Source organism: Streptomyces sp. CB02414, from assembly GCF_001905385.1.
GTDB lineage: Bacteria > Actinomycetota > Actinomycetes > Streptomycetales > Streptomycetaceae > Streptomyces.
Window position 1 is genome coordinate 546,361 of the sequence record NZ_LIPF01000005.1, and the last position, 17,753, is coordinate 564,113.

Genomic DNA, 17,753 nt, shown 5'->3' on the forward strand with positions numbered 1-17,753 from the left:
GAGGTCCCGTCATGGCGCAGATGCTCGCCGCCCGCCTGCACGTCCCGAGCCGCACCCTGCGGCTGGAAGAGGTGCCCCGCCCACAGCCCGGCCCCGGGGAGGTGCTGGTCAAGGTCGAGGCGGCCGGCGTGTGCCTCTCCGACGTGCACCTCATCGACGGCACGCTCACCCCGCTGCTCCTCCAGGGCGACACGGTCACCCTCGGCCACGAGGTCTCCGGCACGATCGCCGAGGTCGGTGCGGGCGTCACTGCCTGGTCGCCGGGGCAGCGGGTGGTGCTGTACGCCGGTGAGGTGCGCGACGGCGTCACGTACACCCGCGGCGTCGACTACGACGGCGGCTGGGCCGAGTACGCCCTGTCGGCCGAGACCGCCCTGACCCCGCTGCCCGACGCCATCCCCTTCGAGCAGGGCGCGATCATCCCCGACGCCGTGTCCACGCCCTGGGGCGCGATCACCGAGACCGGCGCCGTCCGTCCCGCCGAGGCGGTCGGCGTGTGGGGCGTCGGCGGCCTCGGTGTGCACGCCGTACAGCTACTGCGCGCCGTCGGCGCCTGCCCGGTCGTCGCCGTCGACCCCAGCCCCGTCGCCCGTGAACGCGCCCTCGCGGCCGGTGCCGACCTCGCCCTGGACTCCGCCGACCCGGAGCTGCGCCAGGCCGTACGCGCGGTGACCGGCGGGGCCGGGCTCGCGGCCGCCTTCGACTTCGCCGGCGTGCCGCCCGTACGCGAGCAGGCGCTGTCCGTGCTCGCGCCCAAGGGACGGCTCGTCCTGGTGGGCCTGACCGACAAGCCGCTCACCGTCACGGACGGGACCCGCTTCAGCTATCTCCAGCAGCGCATCCTCGGGCACTACGGCTCCGACATGCCGGTCGCGCTGCCGCAGCTCCTGCGGATGGTCCAGGGCGGCCGGCTGGACTTCTCCGGGTCCATCAGCGGCGTACTGCCGCTGGCCGAGGTCGCCGAGGCCGTCGCACGGCTGGAGAAGAAGGAGGGCGACCCGATCCGGCTGATCCTGCGTCCGTGAGAGGTGCGGATCGCGTCCGTGAGGTGAGGGATCGCTGAGAATTCCCGGGACGGCTGAACGCTCCGGCCCCCGGTTCCGTATGGAGCCGGGGGCATTTCATGTCCGAGTCCGCCACGACACAGGAGCACGTCTTGGGACACAACAGGCGCAGACGCCCGACCGGCGCGCGGCGCGCGACCTTCGGAGCATTCGCGCTCATTCTGGGAGGCGGCGGCCTGGTGGCCGTCAATGTGTTCGCCTCCGCGACCGAGGCCGGCGACACCGCTGTTCCCCTGGGCAGTTCCGGAGTGGCGGCCACCATCGACTGCCCCGACCTCAGCGAACGGCTGACGGCGGTACCGGAGCCGGCGCGGCCGGAGGTCGACACCGAACTCGCCCGGCTCGACCAGCAGATCGCCACCGCCTACGGGCAACTCCAGGAAGCGGCCCGCACCGCCGACGACGGCAAGCTCGACGAGGCGGCCGTCCTCGACCCGCTGAAGAAGGAACGGGCCGCGACGATCGAACGCATCGTCGCCGCCGTCGACAAGGCCGGTGACCGCCCCGAGGGACTGGACACCCAGGCGGCGTGCACCCTGCGCCGCGTCGAGGTGGCGCCGACGGAGGCGGGCAGCGGCAGCCCGGACCAGGAGCGCCGGCAGCAGGACGACGGAGGCAAGGAAGCCGGCGACGGCGGGGACGGGCAGGACGGCGGCGGGCAGCAGCCGCCCGGCAACGGCGGACAGGCGGGCAACGGTCCCGTCGCGGCGGACTACGCCGACATCAAGTCGATCCAGCCGAACGTCGTCGAGGCACCGCGGCAGCCCGACTCCTCCGACGGCTCCTTCTCCACCAGTTGCGGAGTCAACGCCGAAGGCCTGTTCAACTCGGACAACCTGATCGCCGCCCCCGGCGTCAGCAACGGCGCCCACCACTTCCACGACTACGTCGGCAACCAGGACAACGACGCCTTCTCCAGCGACGAGGACCTGGCCGCCGCCGACACCAGCTGCGCAGACCAGGGCGACAAGTCCTCGTACTACTGGCCTGTGCTCCGCCTCCAGAACGGCACCGTCGAACAGGACGCCCAGTCGCCCGGCGGCGGCATCGAGGGCAACGCCGGTGAGATCGTCACGCCGGCCGCGGTCACGCTGACCTTCGAGGGCAACGAGCAGGGCAAGGTCACGGAGATGCCACGGCTGCTGCGCATCATCACCGGCGACGCGAAGGCGTTCGTCAACGGCGACGCGAACGCCAACGCCTCCTGGAGCTGCACCGGCTTCGAGGACCGGCAGCTGAAGGACAAGTACCCGCTCTGCCCCTCGGGCAGCGACGTGGTACGCACCTTCACCTTCCAGAGCTGCTGGGACGGCCGCAACATCGACAGCGCCAACCACCGCACCCACGTGGCCTTCGCCGCCGCCGACGGAAGCTGCCCGGACGGGTTCCGGCCCATTCCCCGCCTGGTGCAGCGGATCGTGTACGACGTGGACGCGCCAAGCCTCCAGGACGGGGGGAAGACGGTTCCGCTGTTCGCCGTGGACTCGTTCCCCGAGCAGCTGCACAAACCGGTGACGGACCACAGCGACTTCATCAACGTCTTCGACGAGGACCTGATGCGGGAGATGGCCGACTGCATCAACGACGGCCGCGAGTGCGGTGCGGGCGCGCCCCCGGATCAGGGTCAGGGCGGGGACCAGGGCGAGGACCCGCAGGAGCAGCCCACCGAGGAACCCGGTGCCTCCGAGCCCCCGGCCGAGCAGACCGCCACTGCTTCGGCGCCCGCGGACTCGGGACAGGGCGAGTACGACGACGGCCGGCCCGCCCCTCCGGTCAAGGAGAACGGCGGTGAGGACAACGGAGGTCAGGACAACGGAGGTCAGGACAACGGAGGTCAGGACAACGGAGGTCAGGACGACGACGCCCCGCGGACCGACACCCCGCAGGCCGGCGCCACCTCCCCGAGCGTCGAGCCCCGGGCGGCCACGACGCCCGCCGCGACCCCGGACGACCGGAACGACGCCACAGCCGCACCCCGGGGGACCCAGGGCCCGGGCGGTGGCGACGACGGCAGTGACGACGTGGCCCCGGGTTCCGCGACCGAGCCCCAGGCGGCCCAGGGCGGACTCGCCGAGACGGGATCAGGCATGGGTCTGTGGCCTGCGGCCGTTGGAGGCGTCCTCTTCGCCGGGGGCTGCGTGCTGCTGTTCCGCTCCCGCAAGCGTGCGCTGTGAAACCCGCGTGACGCCATGACGCGGACGTCGGGTGGGCGGGACGCCGGCCCCGCCCACCCGACGTGCCGACCGAAGCGAACCTGCCACCGCCCGACGGGAAGTGGCGCATTTCAACTATTGCCATTCCCTCTCCCCGGGCGCAGCCTGGTCTCCGAACCGATTTTGGGAGCGCTCCCACTGGCGCTCTCACCCTTGTCCGCCCACACCGTCCCCCCACGAGAGAAGGACGTCATGGCTTGTCATGATCACGCCATTAAAGGCCCCGCCGGGAGAGTCCGCCGGGCCGCGACCCTCGCCCTCGGTGCCCTGACCGCCGCGCTGCTCGCCCTGATCCCCTGGAGCGGCACCGCCGTCGCCCACGGTTCGGTCGTCGACCCCGCCTCCCGCAACTACGGCTGCTGGCTGCGCTGGGGCGACGACTTCCAGAACCCCGCCATGGCCCAGGAAGACCCCATGTGCTGGCAGGCATGGCAGGACAACCCCAACGCCATGTGGAACTGGAACGGCTTGTACCGCAACGGCTCCGGCGGCAACTTCGAGGCCGTCGTACCCGACGGTCAGCTGTGCAGCGGCGGCCGTACCGAGGGCGGGCGCTACAACTCCCTGGACACCGTCGGCGCCTGGAAGACCACCGCGGTGGCGGACGACTTCACCGTCAAGCTGTACGACCAGGCCAGCCACGGTGCCGACTACTTCAAGGTCTACGTCTCCCGGCAGGGCTTTGACCCGACCACGCAGGCCCTCGGCTGGGACGACCTCCAGCTGCTCACCACCACGGGCAGCTACGCCCCCAGCCAGAACTACGAGATCCCGGTGAGCACCTCGGGCCTGAGCGGCCGGCACGTCGTGTACACGATCTGGCAGGCGTCGCACATGGACCAGACGTACTTCCTGTGCAGCGACGTCGACTTCGGCTGATCCGCGCCACCCCGTCCCCCCACCCCCGCCGGGCGCACCGCGTCCGGCGGGGACACCGGTCGGTGTGACAGTCCCGGCGAGGTACGCCGCGGCCGCCGCGGGCTGCGGTATACGTCCCCTCATGGACCCGATGGACTACTACGACCTCGGCACCCACGGCCGTCCCGTGACGACCTCGTCGCCCGAGGCCCAGCGCTGGTTCGACCGCGGGCTGGTGTGGACGTACGCCTTCCACCACGAGGAGGCCGTCTCCTGCTTCGAGGCCGCCGCCGCGGCCGACCCGGACTGCGCCATGGCCCACTGGGGCATCGCCTACGCCCTCGGCCCGAACTACAACAAGCCGTGGGAGGCCTTCGACGCCGAGGAACTGACCCGGACCGTCGACCGCACCCACGCCGCCGTCGAACGCGCCCACGAAAGGGCGACCCTGGCCGCCACCCCGGTCGAACGAGCCCTGATCGGCGCCCTGCGCGCCCGTTACCCGCAGTCCCGGGCCGTCGAGGACTGCTCGGTGTGGAACGCGCCGTACGCCGAGAGCATGCGGGCCGTCCACGCACTTGCCCCGGACGACCTCGACGTGGCAACCCTCTACGCCGACGCGCTGATGAACCTGACACCCTGGCAGCTGTGGGACCTGCGCACCGGACGTCCGGCCGACGGAGCCCGCACCCTGGAGGCGAAGGACGTCCTCGACCGGGCCCTGGCCACCGAGGGCGGGCGCGCGCACCCCGGCGCCCTGCACCTCTACATTCACCTGATGGAGATGTCCGCCACCCCGGAGGCGGCCCTCACCGTCGCCGACCGGTTGCGCGGCCTGGTCCCCGACGCCGGCCACCTCAACCACATGCCCTCGCACCTGGAGGTGCTGTGCGGCGACTACCGGCGCGTGGTGTCGGACAACGCCGCCGCGATCGCCGCCGACGAGAAGTACCGCGCCCGGGCCGGCGCGATGAACTTCTACACCCTCTACCGCGCGCACAACCATCACTTCAGGATCTACGGCGCGATGTTCCTCGGCCAGTACGAGACCGCCCTGGACGCCGCCGCGCGGCTGGAGGCGTCCGTTCCCGAGGAGCTGCTGCGCGTCGAGAGCCCGCCCATGGCCGACTGGCTGGAGGGCTTCCTCGCCATGCGGGTGCACGTCCTGATCCGCTTCGGCCGCTGGGCGGACATCCTCGGGCTGCCGCTGCCCACGGACCCGCGCCTGTACTGCGTGACGACCGCGATGCTCCACTACGCCCGCGGGGTCGCCCTCTCGGCCACCGGCAGGGTCGACGAGGCGGAGGCCGAACGCTTGCGCTTCCGCGAGGCGGTCGCCCGGGTGCCCGGGACGCGCACCCTGTTCAACAACACCTGCGCCGACATCCTCGCCATCGCCGCCGCCATGCTCGACGGAGAACTGGAGTACCGCAAGGGCGACCACGCCGCCGCCTTCGCCGCCCTGGAACGGTCGATCGCACTGGACGACAACCTCCCCTACGACGAGCCGTGGGGCTGGATGCAGCCCACCCGGCACGCCTACGGCGCCCTGCTCCTGGAACAGGGCCGCGTCGAAGAGGCCGAGGCGGTCTACCGGGCCGACCTCGGCCTGGACGACACCCTTCCGCGCGCCCTGCAGCACCCCGGCAACGTCTGGTCCCTGCACGGACTCCACGAGTGCCTGGAGCGGCTGGGCAAGGAGGGGGAGGCACGGATCGTGGCGCAGCAGCTCGGGCTCGCCGCGGCACTGGCGGACGTCCCGGTCGGCGCCTCCTGCTTCTGCCGCCTCGGCACGGCCCCGGACGCCGACGGCACCGGCGACTGCTGCGGCCCGGAGGGCTGACCCGCCCGGCGTGCTGTGAGGGAGTGGTGGCAGGGGGCACCGGAGCCGGTGGGCGCGCCGGCCGGTCTATACGATGTCGCCTCGGACAAGGGACTGCGGCGGAAGGAGGCGGACCGTGACGGATCACCGGCGTCCGCGGCGGCGAGGCCAGGGCGAGCTGGAGGCACTGGTGCTGTCGGCGCTGCGCGAGGCGGACGGCCCGGCGACGGCCGGCTGGGTGCAGGAGCACCTGGGCGGCGACCTCGCCTACACCACGGTGATCACGATCCTCACCCGCCTGCTGGAGAAGGGCGCGGTCGACCGTGAGCGCGTCGGCCGGTCCTTCGCCTGGACGGCCGCCTCGGACCAGGCGGGCCTCGCCGCCCGCAAGATGCGCAAGGTCCTGGACTCGGAGAGCGACCGGTCGGCGGTGCTGGCCAGCTTCGTGACCGGGCTCGACGCGGACGACGAGCGGCTGCTGCGCACGCTGCTGGGCCACACACCCGACGCGGGGGACGGCTGACGCCGCATGGGGGTCTTCGTCTTCCTGCCGCTGGTCCTGCCGCTGACGGCGTGGCCGATCGCCCGGCTGGCCGAACAGCATCTGCACCCGCGGACCGCCACCCGGCTGCTCACCGCGGTGGCCGCGGTGATGGCCCTGTGCAGCACGGTGTGTCTGGCCCTGGTGATGGTGGTCGGCACCGCCCAGCTGCCGGGCAACCCCCTGCCCGACGGCTGGTCCGACCCCGAGGTGCGGGCGGCGGTGCCGTACGACGAGGTCGTCGGCAAGGCGGCGATCCCCGCGCTGTGCGCCGTGGTCGCGGCGTCGGCGCGGGCCCTGTGGCGGCACGGCAGGGTGCGCCGCCGCGCCCACCGGGCGCTGGCCGGGCTGCCGGGCACCGGGGTGGCCGTGCTGCCGGACGAGGTGCCCTACGCGTACGCGCTGCCCGGCGGGCGCCGGGACCGGGTGGTGGTGAGCACGGCCCTGCTCGACCGTCTCGAACCGGCCGAGCGCCGAGCGCTGTTCGCGCACGAGCGGGCCCACCTGGCCGCCCGCCACCACCGCTTCCTGCTCGCCGTCCGGCTCGCCGCGCTGGCCAACCCCTTCCTGCGGCCCCTGCGGACCGCCGTGGCCTACACGGCGGAGCGGTGGGCCGACGAGGCGGCCGCGCGAGTGGTCGGCGACCGCCGCGCGGTGGCGACGGCGATCGGCAAGGCGGCCCTCGTCTCCCGGGGCACCCCCGTGGCCACGCTCGCCGGGCTCGCGGCGCCCGGCCCGGTGCCGCGCCGGGTCGCGGCGCTGCTGGGGCCGGCTCCCGCGGTCCGCACCTGGCCCTCGCTGTTCACCTCGGTGGGCCTGGCGGCGTGGGCCGCGGCCGCCGGAACCGCCGTGTCGGCGATGTCGTCGGCGAACGCCGCCGTCACGATGTTCCTGATCCTGCGCGCCGCCACTCCTCTCTGAGGGACCTTCTTTCCCCGGAGAAGACGCAGGTCACAGGCTCAGTCGCAGAACATTTTCACTCGATCGGGTGAGCGGCCAATCCGGCGCCGGCCCGGCTCCGGATTCCCCGTGTGAGGGAAGAACCGAGGACACACCGACAGCGCACCGACCGACCGTCCTCCTTGCCGTCCATACGCGCGGGGCGGCTCGGCCCTCACACGCCCGCGCCGGGAACCCCGTCGAGCGGGGTCGGCCCCGCGGCGAGCGCGGAACCTCCGAGTGCGCTCGCCGCGAAGAGGGACGCCGACGGGGACCGGCGCGGGTCCGTCGACTGACGACGGGCGGGGCCGCGCACCCCGCCGACCGACCACCACTTCACCGTACTCCGCACCAACGCGGCCTCAGTGCTGCCCTTTTATCCGGGAGAATCCATGAACGCCCGTATTCGCCGCTCCGCCGTCGCCGTCGCCGCGGCCGCCATCCTGCCCCTGGCCCTGGTCGCCTGCTCCGACGACGGCGACAGCGGCTCGTCGGACTCCGCCCAGGCGGCCTCCTCCGCCCCCGCCGCCACCGACGACCAGTCCGCCGGTGACGGCGGCGACATGGCCGGCGCCGACGAGCCGTTCGGCCCGGCCTGTTCCTCCGTGCCGAAGGAGGGCGCCGGTTCCTTCGACGGCATGGCCAAGGACCCGGTGGCCACCGCCGCCTCCAACAACCCGGCCCTGTCCACCCTGGTGACGGCGGTGAAGAAGGCCGGCCTCGTCGACACGCTCAACAACGCCGAGAACATCACGGTGTTCGCCCCGACCAACGACGCCTTCGCCAAGATCCCGAAGGCCGACCTGGACAAGGTGCTGGCCGACAAGGAGATGCTCACCAACATCCTGACCTACCACGTCGTGGGCCAGAAGCTCGCGCCGAGGGACCTGGAGAACGGCTCCTTCGAGACGCTGCAGAAGTCGAAGCTGACCACCTCCGGCTCCGACGAGGCCTACACGGTCAACGATTCCGCGAAGGTCGTCTGCGGCAACGTGAAGACCGCCAACGCCAACGTGTACATCATCGACACCGTCCTCATGCCCAAGAGCTGACACGCGGGCGGACGGCGCCGGGTGCGGTCGGGCAGACGGCCGCACCCGGCGCCGCCCCGTGCCTGCCTCCGGTTCAGTCCATCAGCCCGGCGGCGAGCGCGGCCCCCAGCTCCCAGCAGGCCTCGAGATCGGCCTTGCCGGGCTCACCGGCCACGGTCACCGCCGGCGCCGCCCGCTGCCAGCCGAGGCCCGTGGTGACCGCCTCGATGCCGCGCACCGCGCCGGTGGTGTCGCTGCCGCCGTGCACGTAGTAGCCGAACGGGCGGCCCCGCGTCTCGTCGAGGCAGGGGTAGTAGACCTGGTCGAAGAAGTGCTTCAGCGCCCCCGACATGTAACCCAGGTTGGCCGGCGTGCCCAGCACGTATCCGTCGGCCTCCAGCACGTCGGCCGCGGTCGCCGCCAGCGCCGCGCGCCGGACCACCCGTACGCCCTCGATTTCCGGATCGGTCGCCCCGGACACGACGGATTCCAGCATCGCCTGACAGTTCGGCGACGGCGTGTGGTGCACGATCAGCAAAGTGGTCACACCCGAAGCCTGCCGTCCGACGCCCCGCGGGGGCAAGGAACGCCACCCCGGTCCGCTGCCCACCCACCGGCACGGCGCCGTCACAGAACCACGGGATCGACGGTCGTGGTGGCCCGGGTGAAGAGCCCGGAGGGGGCCGTGCCGGGGGCGAGGAGGTGGGCCACCGCCGAGGTCGCCGTGTGGTGCCAGCGGCCGTGGTGGCGGAGCATGGCGTGGTCGCCGCCCGCCACCAGCAGCATGCCGGCCAGGGCGCCGGCGGCGCGGGCGCGGGAGACGTACGCGGCGGACTCCCCGGGGTCGGTGATCCGGTCGCGGCTTCCGTGCAGGACGAGGACGTGCCGGTCCCGCAACTGCGCGACGGGCTCGCCGGGCGGGCACCAGGGAGCGAGGGCCACCACACCGCGCACCTGAGGAGCGTCCGCGGCCCGCAGGGCGGCCCGGCCGCCCATGGAGTGCCCCAGCAGCACCACCGGCACGTCACCCACCAGTTCACGCAGCTCGGCGAGCGCCCGCACGGTGTCCTCCAGGGGCTCCGCGCCCGCGCCGTTCCAGCCGCGCCGGCGGTAGCGCACCTGACCCAGCAGCACGTCGTCCCGGTCGGTCCGTGACCTCAGGGTGCGCAGGAAAGGGTGCATCCGCAGCGCTGCCAGGTGCCAGGGCCGTGCGGTCCGGCGGCTCTCCGCCCGGCCGCCGTGCAGCACCAGCACGGCCGCACGCGCCCGCGCCGGCCGGCGGCGTACGACCAGCGCCCTCGTCGACGCCTCGTCGTGCGTGCTCATGTGCTCCCCCTCGTCATTCCCGCCGGTCGGCACCGACCAGCGGCGATCATCCGTGATCCGTTGCCGCGCGGCGGGCGGATGGGTGCATTCGCCCGGTCGTCAGCCCAGGTCCGCCCACACAGTGTGCCCGCCACCGACCGGCCGGTCGTCCCAGCGGGAGCACAGTGCGTCGACGAGGAACAGCCCCCGGCCGGACTCCGCCCAGCCGAACGACGGATGCCGCCACCGGCCCCGGACGCGGCCGGTGTCGAAGGCGGCACCGGCGTCGGTGACCTCCACGCGCACCGAGGGCCGGCCGTGCGGCGCGCAGAGGATGGTCAGTGCCACGCGCACCGGGGGCCTTCCGTGCCGCAGGGCGTTGCTCAGCAGTTCGGTGACGACCAGCTCCGCGTCGGGGGCGAGTGCGCCGGTTCCCCAGCGGTCCAACTGGTCCCGCACACCGTCGCGCACCAAGCGCGCGCTTTGGCTGTCCCGGCAGCCGGCCAGTTCGCAGGTCGCTTTCATGATGCTTCATCCCTTTTCATCTCTCTCCCTGAGTGATTCGTTGCCGCACGGCGGCCGGATGGCCCGGGCTGGTCGTCGGAACTTCCGCCAATCCGCCCGGCCCGCGGCCCCGGATTACCCACGCCAGTTGTTGATCACCAGGGGTGGAGGAGAAGCGATGCCGCGAGCGTCAGGGGAGGCCGCACGCCGTACCGCCGTCGTCGGCAGTGGAGTGGCGGGGCTGACCGCCGCGTACGTACTGGACCGCGCGCACCGCGTCACCCTCTACGAGGCCGACGACCGCCTCGGCGGGCACGCCCACACCCACGACCTGACGTCGGCGGACGGCCGGGTCGACCGTGTCGACTCCGGGTTCATCGTGCACAACCGCCGCACCTATCCGAACCTGCTGCGCCTCTTCGATGAACTCGGCGTCGCCACGCAGGAGTCGGAGATGAGCATGTCGGTGCGGTGCGAGGGGTGCGGACTGGAGTACGCGGGCGCCCGCGGCCCGGCCGGGCTCCTCGCGCGCCCGGGCAACGCCCTGCGCGGCCCGTACCTGCGCATGCTCGCCGAGGTGCCCCGCTTCCACCGGGCCGCCCGCCGGCTGCTGCTCGCCGAAGACGACCCCGGACTCACCCTGGGGGAGTTCCTGGACCGCGAGGGCTTCTCGCCGTACTTCCGGGCCCACTTCATGACACCGGTCGTCTCCGCCGTCTGGTCCTGCGACGCCGCCACGGCCCTGCGCTACCCGGCCGCCTACCTGTTCCGCTTCCTGCACCACCACGGCCTGCTCGCCGTGGGCGGCTCACCGGTGTGGCGCACCGTCACCGGCGGCTCCCGCTCCTACGTGGACCGGATCGCCCGGCGACTGCCCGACGTCCGCACCGCCACCCCGGTGCGTTCGGTGACCCGGCACCCGGACGGCGTGGACATCACCGCCGCCGACGGCACCACGGACACGTACGACCACGTGGTGATCGCCGTCCACCCCGACCAGGCGCTGGAGTTGCTGGCCGACCCGACGCCCGAGGAGAAGGAAGTGCTCGGCGCCTTCCGGTACTCCCGCAACACCACCCTCCTGCACACCGACACCGCCCTCCTCCCGCGCTCACGGGGAGCCCGCTCCTCCTGGAACTACCTCATGCCCGCCTGCGACGCCGGCGCCGACCGGGTCCGCGTCAGCTACGACATGAACCGCCTGCAACGCCTCGACGCCGCCGACACCTACGTCGTCACCCTGGGCGGCGAGGACCGGGTCGACCCCGGCCGGGTGCTGGTCCGCATGACCTACGAACACCCCGTGTACACGCCCGAGTCGGTCGCTGCCCAGCGCCGCCTCCCCGGCCTGCGCACGCCGGTCACCGCCTACGCCGGCGCCTACCACGGCTGGGGCTTCCACGAGGACGGCTGCCGTTCCGGGGTGGAGGCCGCCGCGGCCCTCGGAGTCACCTGGTGACCGGGCCCACCACTGGCCGCCCGGGACTCTATCCCTGCGAGACGGTCCACGTACGCACCGGACCGATCCGCCACACCCTGCGCCACCGCACCTACATGTGGCTGGTCGACCTCGACCGGCTCCCCGAACTGCCGCGTCCCCTGCGTCCCTTCGCCGGCTTCCGCGCCCGGGACCACTTCACCGGCGACGCCCCCACCCTGCGGGCCGCCCTCGAAGGCTTCCTTGCCGCACGCGGCGTCGACCTGGAGGGCGGACGGGTCATGATGCTCGCCCACGCCCGCGTCCTCGGCCACGTCTTCAACCCGCTGACCCTGTACTGGTGCCACGGCCGCGACGGCACCCCGCGTTGCGTGGTGGCCGAGGTGCACAACACCTACGGCGAACGGCACGCCTACCTGCTGCACCCCGACGAGGCCGGTGTCGCCCACGCCGACAAGGACTTCTACGTCTCCCCGTTCTTCCCCGTCGACGGCACCTACCGCATGCGGCTCCCGCTCCCCGGCGACCGCCTCGACCTGACCGTACGACTGGACCGGCCCGGCGCCCGGCCGTTCACCGCGACCGTCCGCGGCAGCCGCCGCGAGCCCACCGGCCCCGCCCTGCTGCGCCTCGCGCTGCGCCACCCCCTGTCCACCCTCGCCGTGTCGGCCGGCATCCGCCGCCACGGAATACGCCTGTATCTGCGCGGCCTGCCCGTCCAGCCGCGCCCGAACCACCGCACCACGGAGAAGGCGACATGACCGCGACCCACCCCGACCCACGCCCCACCGCCGCGCCCCGGCCCCCGGGCGCCCGCAGCACGCCCGTCGACCCGACCCGCTGGCCCGACGTGGCTGCTCCGCCCCGGGCCTCCGGTGCGCGCCGCGCCCTCGCCGCGGCCGTCGTACGCCGGGCGCTGGAGCGGCTGCCGCTGCGGGTGCGGTTCGCCGACGGGGACACCGTCGGGCTGGGCGGACCGCTGCTGGAGGTCCACGACCCCGATGCCTTCCACGGACGGATCGGCGCCCAGGGACTCATCGGCTTCGGCGAGTCCTACATGGCCGGCGAGTGGGACGCCCCGGACCCGGTCGGCGCCCTCACCGTGCTTGCGGCCCACGCCCCCGACCTCGTCCCCGCCCCCCTCCAGCGGCTGCGCCGCCTGTGGCACCAGCGCCGGCCCGCCGCCCGCCGCAACACCCCCGAGGGCGCACGCACCAACATCAGCGACCACTACGACCTGTCCAACGACCTGTTCGCCCTCTTCCTCGACGACACCCTCAGCTACTCCTCCGCCGTCTTCCTCGGCTTCCCGGCCCGCCGCGAATCGCTCGCCGCCGCCCAGCACCGCAAGATCGACCGGCTGCTGGACCTCGCCGAGGTCGGCGACGGCACCCGGCTGCTGGAGATCGGTACTGGCTGGGGCGAGCTGGCCCTGCGGGCCGCCGCACGCGGCGCGCACGTCACCACGCTCACCCTCTCCCGCGAACAGCGCGACCGCGCCGTGGAGCGCGCCCACGAGGCCGGGCTCGCCGACCGCGTCCGGGTCGAACTGCGCGACTACCGCGAGGAGTCCGGCACCTACGACGCCGTCGTCAGCGTCGAGATGATCGAGGCCGTCGGCGCCGAGTTCTGGCCGGTCTACTTCCGCACCCTCGACGCCCGCCTCGCCCCCGGCGGCCGGGCCGCCCTCCAGGCCATCACCATGCCGCACGACCGGATGCTGGCCGCCCGCGACACCCACACCTGGATCACCAAGTACGTCTTCCCCGGCGGCCAGATCCCCTCCACCGCCGCCGTCGAAGAGTCCGTCCGCGACCACACCCGGCTGCGCGTCGCCCGCCGGGACGCCTTCGGCCCGCACTACGCCGAGACGCTGCGCCTGTGGCGGGAGACCTTCACCGAGCGCGCCGCCGAGGTCGGCGCCCTCGGCTTCGACGAGACCTTCCGCCGCCTGTGGACCTTCTACCTCGCCTACTCCGAGGCCGGGTTCCGGGCCGGTTACCTCGACGTCCAGCAGTACCTGCTCACCAAGGAGGGCCCGGCCCGATGACCACCGCCCGCACCACCCGGCCCGGCACCGCCCACCGGCTCGCCGCGCTCGTCGAGGACGCGCTCGGCGGCCCCCTGCCGCTCGGGCTGCGCGCCTGGGACGGCTCCGAGACCGGCCCCGCCGACGGCCCGGTGGTCGTCGTACGGTCCCGGCGCGCCCTGCGCCGTCTGCTGTGGCAGCCCGGCGAACTCGGGCTCGCGCAGGCCTACGTCACTGGCGAACTCGACGTGGAGGGCGACCTCGCCGACGGCCTGCGCCGGATGTGGGCGGCGGCCCGCGAGCGCCGGCTGCACCCGCCCCGTCCACGCCTCGGCGACCGGGCCCGCGCCGTCGGCACCGCGGTGCGCCTCGGCGCCGTCGGCCCCCGCCCGGCCGCCCCCGCCTCCCAGGCCCGCCAGCGCGGCGGACTGCACAGCAGGTCCCGCGACCGGGCCGCCATCAGCCACCACTACGACCTCTCCAACGACTTCTACCGCCTGCTCCTCGACGAGACCATGGCCTACTCGTGCGGCGTGTGGACCGGCGAGGACGCCGACGCGAGCCCCGTCGGCGCCCAGCACGCCAAACTGGAGCTGATCTGCCGCAAGCTGGCCCTGACCTCCGGCGCCCGCCTCCTGGACATCGGCTGCGGCTGGGGCTCGCTCACCCTGTACGCCGCCGAACGGCACAAGGCGCAGGTCACCGCGGTCACCCTGGCCCAGGAGCAGGCGGCGTACGTGCGCGGGCAGGTGCGCGAGCGCGGACTGGAGCACCGGGTGGAGGTGATCTGCCAGGACTACCGCGACATCACCGGTGGGGACTACGACGCCGTGTCCACGGTCGAGATGGGCGAGCACGTCGGCGACGCCGAGTACCCGGCGTTCGCCGCCGCCCTGCACCGCCTTGTACGGCCGCGGGGCCGGGTCCTGGTGCAGCAGATGTCCCGGGGCCGCAACGCGCCCGGCGGCGGAGCCTTCATCGAGGGCTACATCGCACCCGACATGCACATGCGGCCCCTCGGCGAGACGGTCCAGCTCCTGGAGGACGCCGGCCTGGAAGTGCGCCACGTCGAGTCCCTGCGCGAGCACTACGTGCGCACGGTCTCCGCCTGGGCGCGCACCTTGGAGGAACGCTGGGACGACTTCACCGCCCTGGTCGGCGAGGAGACCGCGCGGGTGTGGCGGCTGTACCTGGCCGGCGGTGCGCTCGCCTTCGAGCAGCGGCGCATGGGCGTCGACCAGATCCTCGGGGTCCGGCCCACCCGTGAGGGGGTCAGCGGCATGCCGGCGACGCCGGGGGAGTGGTACGAGCAGCTGGACCGGCCGTGAGCGGCTTCCCGTGGGGCGCGTTCGCGTCGGGTCTCGGCTGGGCGGCGGGCGCCGCGTTCGCCGTCATGCTGGTCACCTTCGCGGTCGCCGTGCGCAAGGGCGTGCACCGGGTCGTGGACATTGCGTGGGGCGTCGGGTTCGCCGCGGTCGCCGCCGTGACCTGGGCGGCGACGGAGGCGGCCGGGGGAGGCGACCCCGGGCGCCGTGCCCTGGTGGCCGTCCTGACCGTCGTCTGGGGCCTGCGCCTCGCCGCGCACATCGCCCGGCGCGGCCGGGGCCACGGTGAGGACCCGCGCTACGACGCCATGCTCGCCAAGGCCCGCGGCAACCGGAACCTCTACGCCCTGCGCGTGGTCTACCTGCTCCAGGGCGCCCTGGTGTGGCTGGTGTCGCTGCCCGTGCAGGCCGCCTCGTACGGCTCCGGGCCGATGACGGCCCTGGCCTGGACCGGGGCGGCCGGATGGGCCGTGGGGCTCGGCTTCGAGGCCGTCGGCGACGCTCAGCTGGCCCGGTTCAAGGCGGACCCGGCGAACCGGGGCCGCATCATGGACCGCGGGCTGTGGAGCTGGACCCGGCACCCGAACTACTTCGGCGACTTCCTCGTCTGGTGGGGCCTGTTCCTGATCGCCTGCGACGCCGGCCTCCAGGCCGCCGCCGTGTCGGTCCTCTCCCCGCTGGTCATGACGTACCTGCTGATCGGCGGCAGCGGGAAGCGGCTGCTGGAACGGCACATGGCCGACCGCCCCGGGTGGGCCGCGTACACGGCACGCACCAGCGGTTTCTTCCCGCGCCCGCCCCGCCCCGCGCCCGGGAACGGAGCGGACGGCCCGTGAAAACCCGGTGCTGCCCCGGGCCGTCGTAGTCGGCCACCGGCTCGGAGCACTCGAAGCCCAGGGCCGTGTGGAAGGCGATGGAGCGCGTGTTGTGCGGCGAGGTGACCGCCTTGACGACCGTGCGGCCGGCCTGGCGCGCCTCGGCGAAGAACCGCTCTTACGGCGACCGGGCGACTCCGGTGAAGTGGATGTACGCCTCACCCGGCCGGGACGGGGAGAGGAAGCCGACGACGAAGCCCGCGAGCTGCCCGTCCTCGCCCTCGGCGACCAGGCTGGTCCGGTGGAAGTGGTCCAGGTGGAGCCGGTTGAGCAGGCCGGACACCGGGCGTCCCCACCAGGTGTCGACCACCGCGACGATCGTGTCGAAGTCCTCCGGACGTGCGCTGCGGGTCGTGATGCCGTCCGGCGTGGGTGAGAGAGCCATGGCCCGAAGCCTCGCATCGGCGCCCGCCCGGCGGGCACCGAGGGGCGGGCGCCGATGACGCGGGGACCACCGTGCTCAGGCCGGCATGTTCATCAGCGCGATCGGCGCGGAGGTCGGCTGCTCGGACCCGCCCGATGGTTCCACCGTGATGCCGACACCCGCCGCGCCGTCCACGGCGCCCTCCATCAGCACCGCCTGACTGGTGCGGCCGGGCTCCATCAGGCCCGCCGGTCGCATCGTGCCGTGGTCGTCGAACCAGAGCTGGTACACCTTGCCCTGCGGCGGCTCGGCCATGCCCGAGGCCAGGAACACGGCCCGGTCCTCGTGCTCGGACACGATCAGCGTCCCGGTCGCCCCGCCCGCCAGGCGCGCGGTGCGGGACTCGGCGTCGGGCGCGGCCAGCACCCCGGCCAGGGTTCCGGCCCGCTGTTCCGCCCGCGCCGCCCGCTCCCCGGCGTCCTCGGCCCGCTGGTACTGCCAGACGGTGGTCCCGCCGAGCCCGGCCGCCGCCGCGACACACGCGGCCAGCGCCCACCGGGCCAGACCCCGCCCCCGGGGGACGACGCGCCGCGCCCGCTCCACCGTCCCGCCGCCCGGCGGCACCTGGCGCACGGCGGTGATGCGCCGCAGCACCCGCTCCTTGAGCACGGGGCCGGGGGTGACGGTGGTGGCCAGGCCAAGCCGGGCCGCCGCCGCGGCCAGCTCCAGACTCTCCTGCTCGCAGGGGCCGCAGTGCCCCAGATGCCGTTCGAACGCGGTCCGTTCGTCGTCGGGCAGCGCGTGCAGGGCGTACGCGCCCGTCAGGCTGTGCAGGTCATCGGTGCGCATCACGCGCTCACCCCCAGGCAGTCACGGAGCCGGATGAGACCGTCGCGCAGCCGCGTCTTCACCGTGCCGAGCGGCAGCGCGAGCGCCTCGGCGACCTGCCGGTAGGTCAGGCCGCGGTAGTAGGCGAGCGTGACGGACTGGCGCTGGATCTCGGTGAGGGTGCGCAGACACCGCCGTACCTGCTCCCGCTCCAGCCGCGACTCCACCTGCTCGGTCACCTCGTCGTACTCGGGCGTACGGTCGAGCAGGGCGGCCCTGTGGTCGCGGGCCGCGGCGGCCTCCACCGACCGCACTCGGTCCACGGCCCGCCGGTGGGCCAGGGTCAGGATCCAGTTGATCACCGTGCCGCGCTCGGGCCGGTAGCGGGGCGCCGTGCGCCACACCTCCACCAGCACCTCCTGCGCGACCTCCTCCGACTGCGCCTGGTCGCGCAGCACCGCCCGGACGACCCCGAGTACCGACCCCGCCACCGCGTCGTAGACCGCGGCGAAGGAGTCCTGATCGCCCAGGGCCACCTCACGGATGAGCTGTTGCAGATCAGGCTGGGCCGATGGATTTCTGCCGATGTGTACGGCTTCCTTCACGAGGGTGTCTCC

Annotated in this window: 18 protein-coding genes; 12 read left to right on the top strand and 6 right to left on the bottom strand. The window is 73.7% G+C overall.

Annotation, left to right across the window (positions count from 1 at the left end; translation table 11 throughout):
- Positions 1–11: 11 nt before the first annotated feature.
- From AMK11_RS19615 to AMK11_RS19645, 7 genes are all read left to right on the top strand, one after another.
- Positions 12–1,025, top strand: a complete 1,014-nt coding sequence (locus AMK11_RS19615) for a zinc-binding dehydrogenase (protein ID WP_073728856.1) — start codon at positions 12–14, stop codon at positions 1,023–1,025.
- 218 nt (positions 1,026–1,243) lie between these two features.
- A complete protein-coding gene (locus AMK11_RS19620; protein ID WP_073729093.1) occupies positions 1,244–3,238 on the top strand; it encodes a DUF1996 domain-containing protein in 1,995 nt (664 codons plus the stop codon).
- A 231-nt stretch (positions 3,239–3,469) separates the two neighbouring features.
- Positions 3,470–4,156: a lytic polysaccharide monooxygenase auxiliary activity family 9 protein gene (locus AMK11_RS19625; RefSeq protein ID WP_073728858.1), complete on the top strand. Its 687-nt coding sequence runs from the start codon at positions 3,470–3,472 to the stop codon at positions 4,154–4,156.
- Between the two features lie 130 nt (positions 4,157–4,286).
- Complete coding sequence (locus AMK11_RS19630; protein ID WP_073729095.1) at positions 4,287–5,978, top strand: hypothetical protein; 1,692 nt, start codon at positions 4,287–4,289, stop codon at positions 5,976–5,978.
- Positions 5,979–6,051: 73 nt separating this feature from the next.
- Positions 6,052–6,480 carry a BlaI/MecI/CopY family transcriptional regulator gene (locus AMK11_RS19635; RefSeq protein WP_079187541.1) on the top strand — a complete coding sequence of 143 codons (429 nt, stop codon included), beginning with the start codon at positions 6,052–6,054 and terminating at the stop codon, positions 6,478–6,480.
- 6 nt (positions 6,481–6,486) lie between these two features.
- Positions 6,487–7,419 carry a M56 family metallopeptidase gene (locus tag AMK11_RS19640; RefSeq protein WP_073728862.1) on the top strand — a complete coding sequence of 311 codons (933 nt, stop codon included), beginning with the start codon at positions 6,487–6,489 and terminating at the stop codon, positions 7,417–7,419.
- 410 nt (positions 7,420–7,829) lie between these two features.
- Positions 7,830–8,489: a fasciclin domain-containing protein gene (locus AMK11_RS19645; RefSeq protein ID WP_073728864.1), complete on the top strand. Its 660-nt coding sequence runs from the start codon at positions 7,830–7,832 to the stop codon at positions 8,487–8,489.
- Between the two features lie 73 nt (positions 8,490–8,562).
- Here the strand turns inward: AMK11_RS19645 and AMK11_RS19650 are convergent, their stop codons facing one another.
- The 3 genes from AMK11_RS19650 to AMK11_RS19660 all read right to left on the bottom strand — a co-directional run bounded on the left by AMK11_RS19650 (position 8,563) and on the right by AMK11_RS19660 (position 10,298).
- Positions 8,563–9,015 carry a flavodoxin family protein gene (locus AMK11_RS19650; RefSeq protein WP_073728866.1) on the bottom strand — a complete coding sequence of 151 codons (453 nt, stop codon included), beginning with the start codon at positions 9,013–9,015 and terminating at the stop codon, positions 8,563–8,565.
- 80 nt (positions 9,016–9,095) lie between these two features.
- Positions 9,096–9,794, bottom strand: a complete 699-nt coding sequence (locus AMK11_RS19655; RefSeq protein ID WP_073728868.1) for an alpha/beta fold hydrolase — start codon at positions 9,792–9,794, stop codon at positions 9,096–9,098.
- A 99-nt stretch (positions 9,795–9,893) separates the two neighbouring features.
- Positions 9,894–10,298: an ATP-binding protein gene (locus AMK11_RS19660; RefSeq protein WP_073728870.1), complete on the bottom strand. Its 405-nt coding sequence runs from the start codon at positions 10,296–10,298 to the stop codon at positions 9,894–9,896.
- A 157-nt stretch (positions 10,299–10,455) separates the two neighbouring features.
- On the opposite strand from AMK11_RS19660, the gene AMK11_RS19665 reads away from it, so the two are divergent.
- The 5 genes from AMK11_RS19665 to AMK11_RS19685 are packed head-to-tail and all read left to right on the top strand — an operon-like array spanning position 10,456 to position 15,905.
- Positions 10,456–11,736: an NAD(P)/FAD-dependent oxidoreductase gene (locus AMK11_RS19665; protein ID WP_073728872.1), complete on the top strand. Its 1,281-nt coding sequence runs from the start codon at positions 10,456–10,458 to the stop codon at positions 11,734–11,736.
- Positions 11,733–12,476, top strand: coding sequence for a DUF1365 domain-containing protein (locus AMK11_RS19670; RefSeq protein ID WP_073728874.1), 744 nt, complete (start codon positions 11,733–11,735; stop codon positions 12,474–12,476). The genes AMK11_RS19665 and AMK11_RS19670 overlap by 4 nt, the downstream gene beginning before the upstream one ends.
- Positions 12,473–13,765, top strand: coding sequence for an SAM-dependent methyltransferase (locus tag AMK11_RS19675; protein ID WP_073728916.1), 1,293 nt, complete (start codon positions 12,473–12,475; stop codon positions 13,763–13,765). Before AMK11_RS19670 ends, AMK11_RS19675 begins: the two co-directional genes overlap by 4 nt.
- Positions 13,762–15,072 carry an SAM-dependent methyltransferase gene (locus tag AMK11_RS19680; protein ID WP_073728917.1) on the top strand — a complete coding sequence of 437 codons (1,311 nt, stop codon included), beginning with the start codon at positions 13,762–13,764 and terminating at the stop codon, positions 15,070–15,072. The genes AMK11_RS19675 and AMK11_RS19680 overlap by 4 nt, the downstream gene beginning before the upstream one ends.
- Positions 15,069–15,905, top strand: coding sequence for a DUF1295 domain-containing protein (locus AMK11_RS19685; RefSeq protein ID WP_073728919.1), 837 nt, complete (start codon positions 15,069–15,071; stop codon positions 15,903–15,905). Before AMK11_RS19680 ends, AMK11_RS19685 begins: the two co-directional genes overlap by 4 nt.
- Before the next feature lie 157 nt (positions 15,906–16,062).
- Here AMK11_RS19685 and AMK11_RS38585 read toward each other — a convergent pair whose 3' ends face one another.
- The 3 genes from AMK11_RS38585 to AMK11_RS19700 all read right to left on the bottom strand — a co-directional run bounded on the left by AMK11_RS38585 (position 16,063) and on the right by AMK11_RS19700 (position 17,741).
- Positions 16,063–16,329, bottom strand: a complete 267-nt coding sequence (locus AMK11_RS38585; RefSeq protein ID WP_073728921.1) for a hypothetical protein — start codon at positions 16,327–16,329, stop codon at positions 16,063–16,065.
- A 75-nt stretch (positions 16,330–16,404) separates the two neighbouring features.
- A complete protein-coding gene (locus AMK11_RS19695; RefSeq protein ID WP_073728923.1) occupies positions 16,405–17,157 on the bottom strand; it encodes an anti-sigma factor in 753 nt (250 codons plus the stop codon).
- On the bottom strand, positions 17,157–17,741 hold the full coding sequence (locus tag AMK11_RS19700) for a sigma-70 family RNA polymerase sigma factor (RefSeq protein WP_073728925.1): 585 nt from the start codon (positions 17,739–17,741) through the stop codon (positions 17,157–17,159). The genes AMK11_RS19695 and AMK11_RS19700 overlap by 1 nt, the downstream gene beginning before the upstream one ends.
- Positions 17,742–17,753: the final 12 nt, after the last annotated feature.

Excerpts from the sequence above, each read along its gene's own strand:
- AMK11_RS38585 (WP_073728921.1), bottom strand. The coding sequence starts at position 16,329 with ATGGCTCTCTCACCCACGCCGGACGGCATCACGACCCGCAGCGCACGT.
- AMK11_RS19645 (WP_073728864.1), top strand. The coding sequence starts at position 7,830 with ATGAACGCCCGTATTCGCCGCTCCGCCGTCGCCGTCGCCGCGGCCGCC.
- AMK11_RS19660 (WP_073728870.1), bottom strand. The coding sequence starts at position 10,298 with ATGAAAGCGACCTGCGAACTGGCCGGCTGCCGGGACAGCCAAAGCGCG.
- AMK11_RS19695 (WP_073728923.1), bottom strand. The coding sequence starts at position 17,157 with ATGCGCACCGATGACCTGCACAGCCTGACGGGCGCGTACGCCCTGCAC.
- AMK11_RS19635 (WP_079187541.1), top strand. The coding sequence starts at position 6,052 with ATGTCGCCTCGGACAAGGGACTGCGGCGGAAGGAGGCGGACCGTGACG.
- AMK11_RS19640 (WP_073728862.1), top strand. The coding sequence starts at position 6,487 with ATGGGGGTCTTCGTCTTCCTGCCGCTGGTCCTGCCGCTGACGGCGTGG.
- AMK11_RS19655 (WP_073728868.1), bottom strand. The coding sequence starts at position 9,794 with ATGAGCACGCACGACGAGGCGTCGACGAGGGCGCTGGTCGTACGCCGC.
- AMK11_RS19680 (WP_073728917.1), top strand. The coding sequence starts at position 13,762 with ATGACCACCGCCCGCACCACCCGGCCCGGCACCGCCCACCGGCTCGCC.
- AMK11_RS19675 (WP_073728916.1), top strand. The coding sequence starts at position 12,473 with ATGACCGCGACCCACCCCGACCCACGCCCCACCGCCGCGCCCCGGCCC.
- AMK11_RS19630 (WP_073729095.1), top strand. The coding sequence starts at position 4,287 with ATGGACTACTACGACCTCGGCACCCACGGCCGTCCCGTGACGACCTCG.
- AMK11_RS19625 (WP_073728858.1), top strand. The coding sequence starts at position 3,470 with ATGGCTTGTCATGATCACGCCATTAAAGGCCCCGCCGGGAGAGTCCGC.
- AMK11_RS19615 (WP_073728856.1), top strand. The coding sequence starts at position 12 with ATGGCGCAGATGCTCGCCGCCCGCCTGCACGTCCCGAGCCGCACCCTG.
- AMK11_RS19665 (WP_073728872.1), top strand. The coding sequence starts at position 10,456 with ATGCCGCGAGCGTCAGGGGAGGCCGCACGCCGTACCGCCGTCGTCGGC.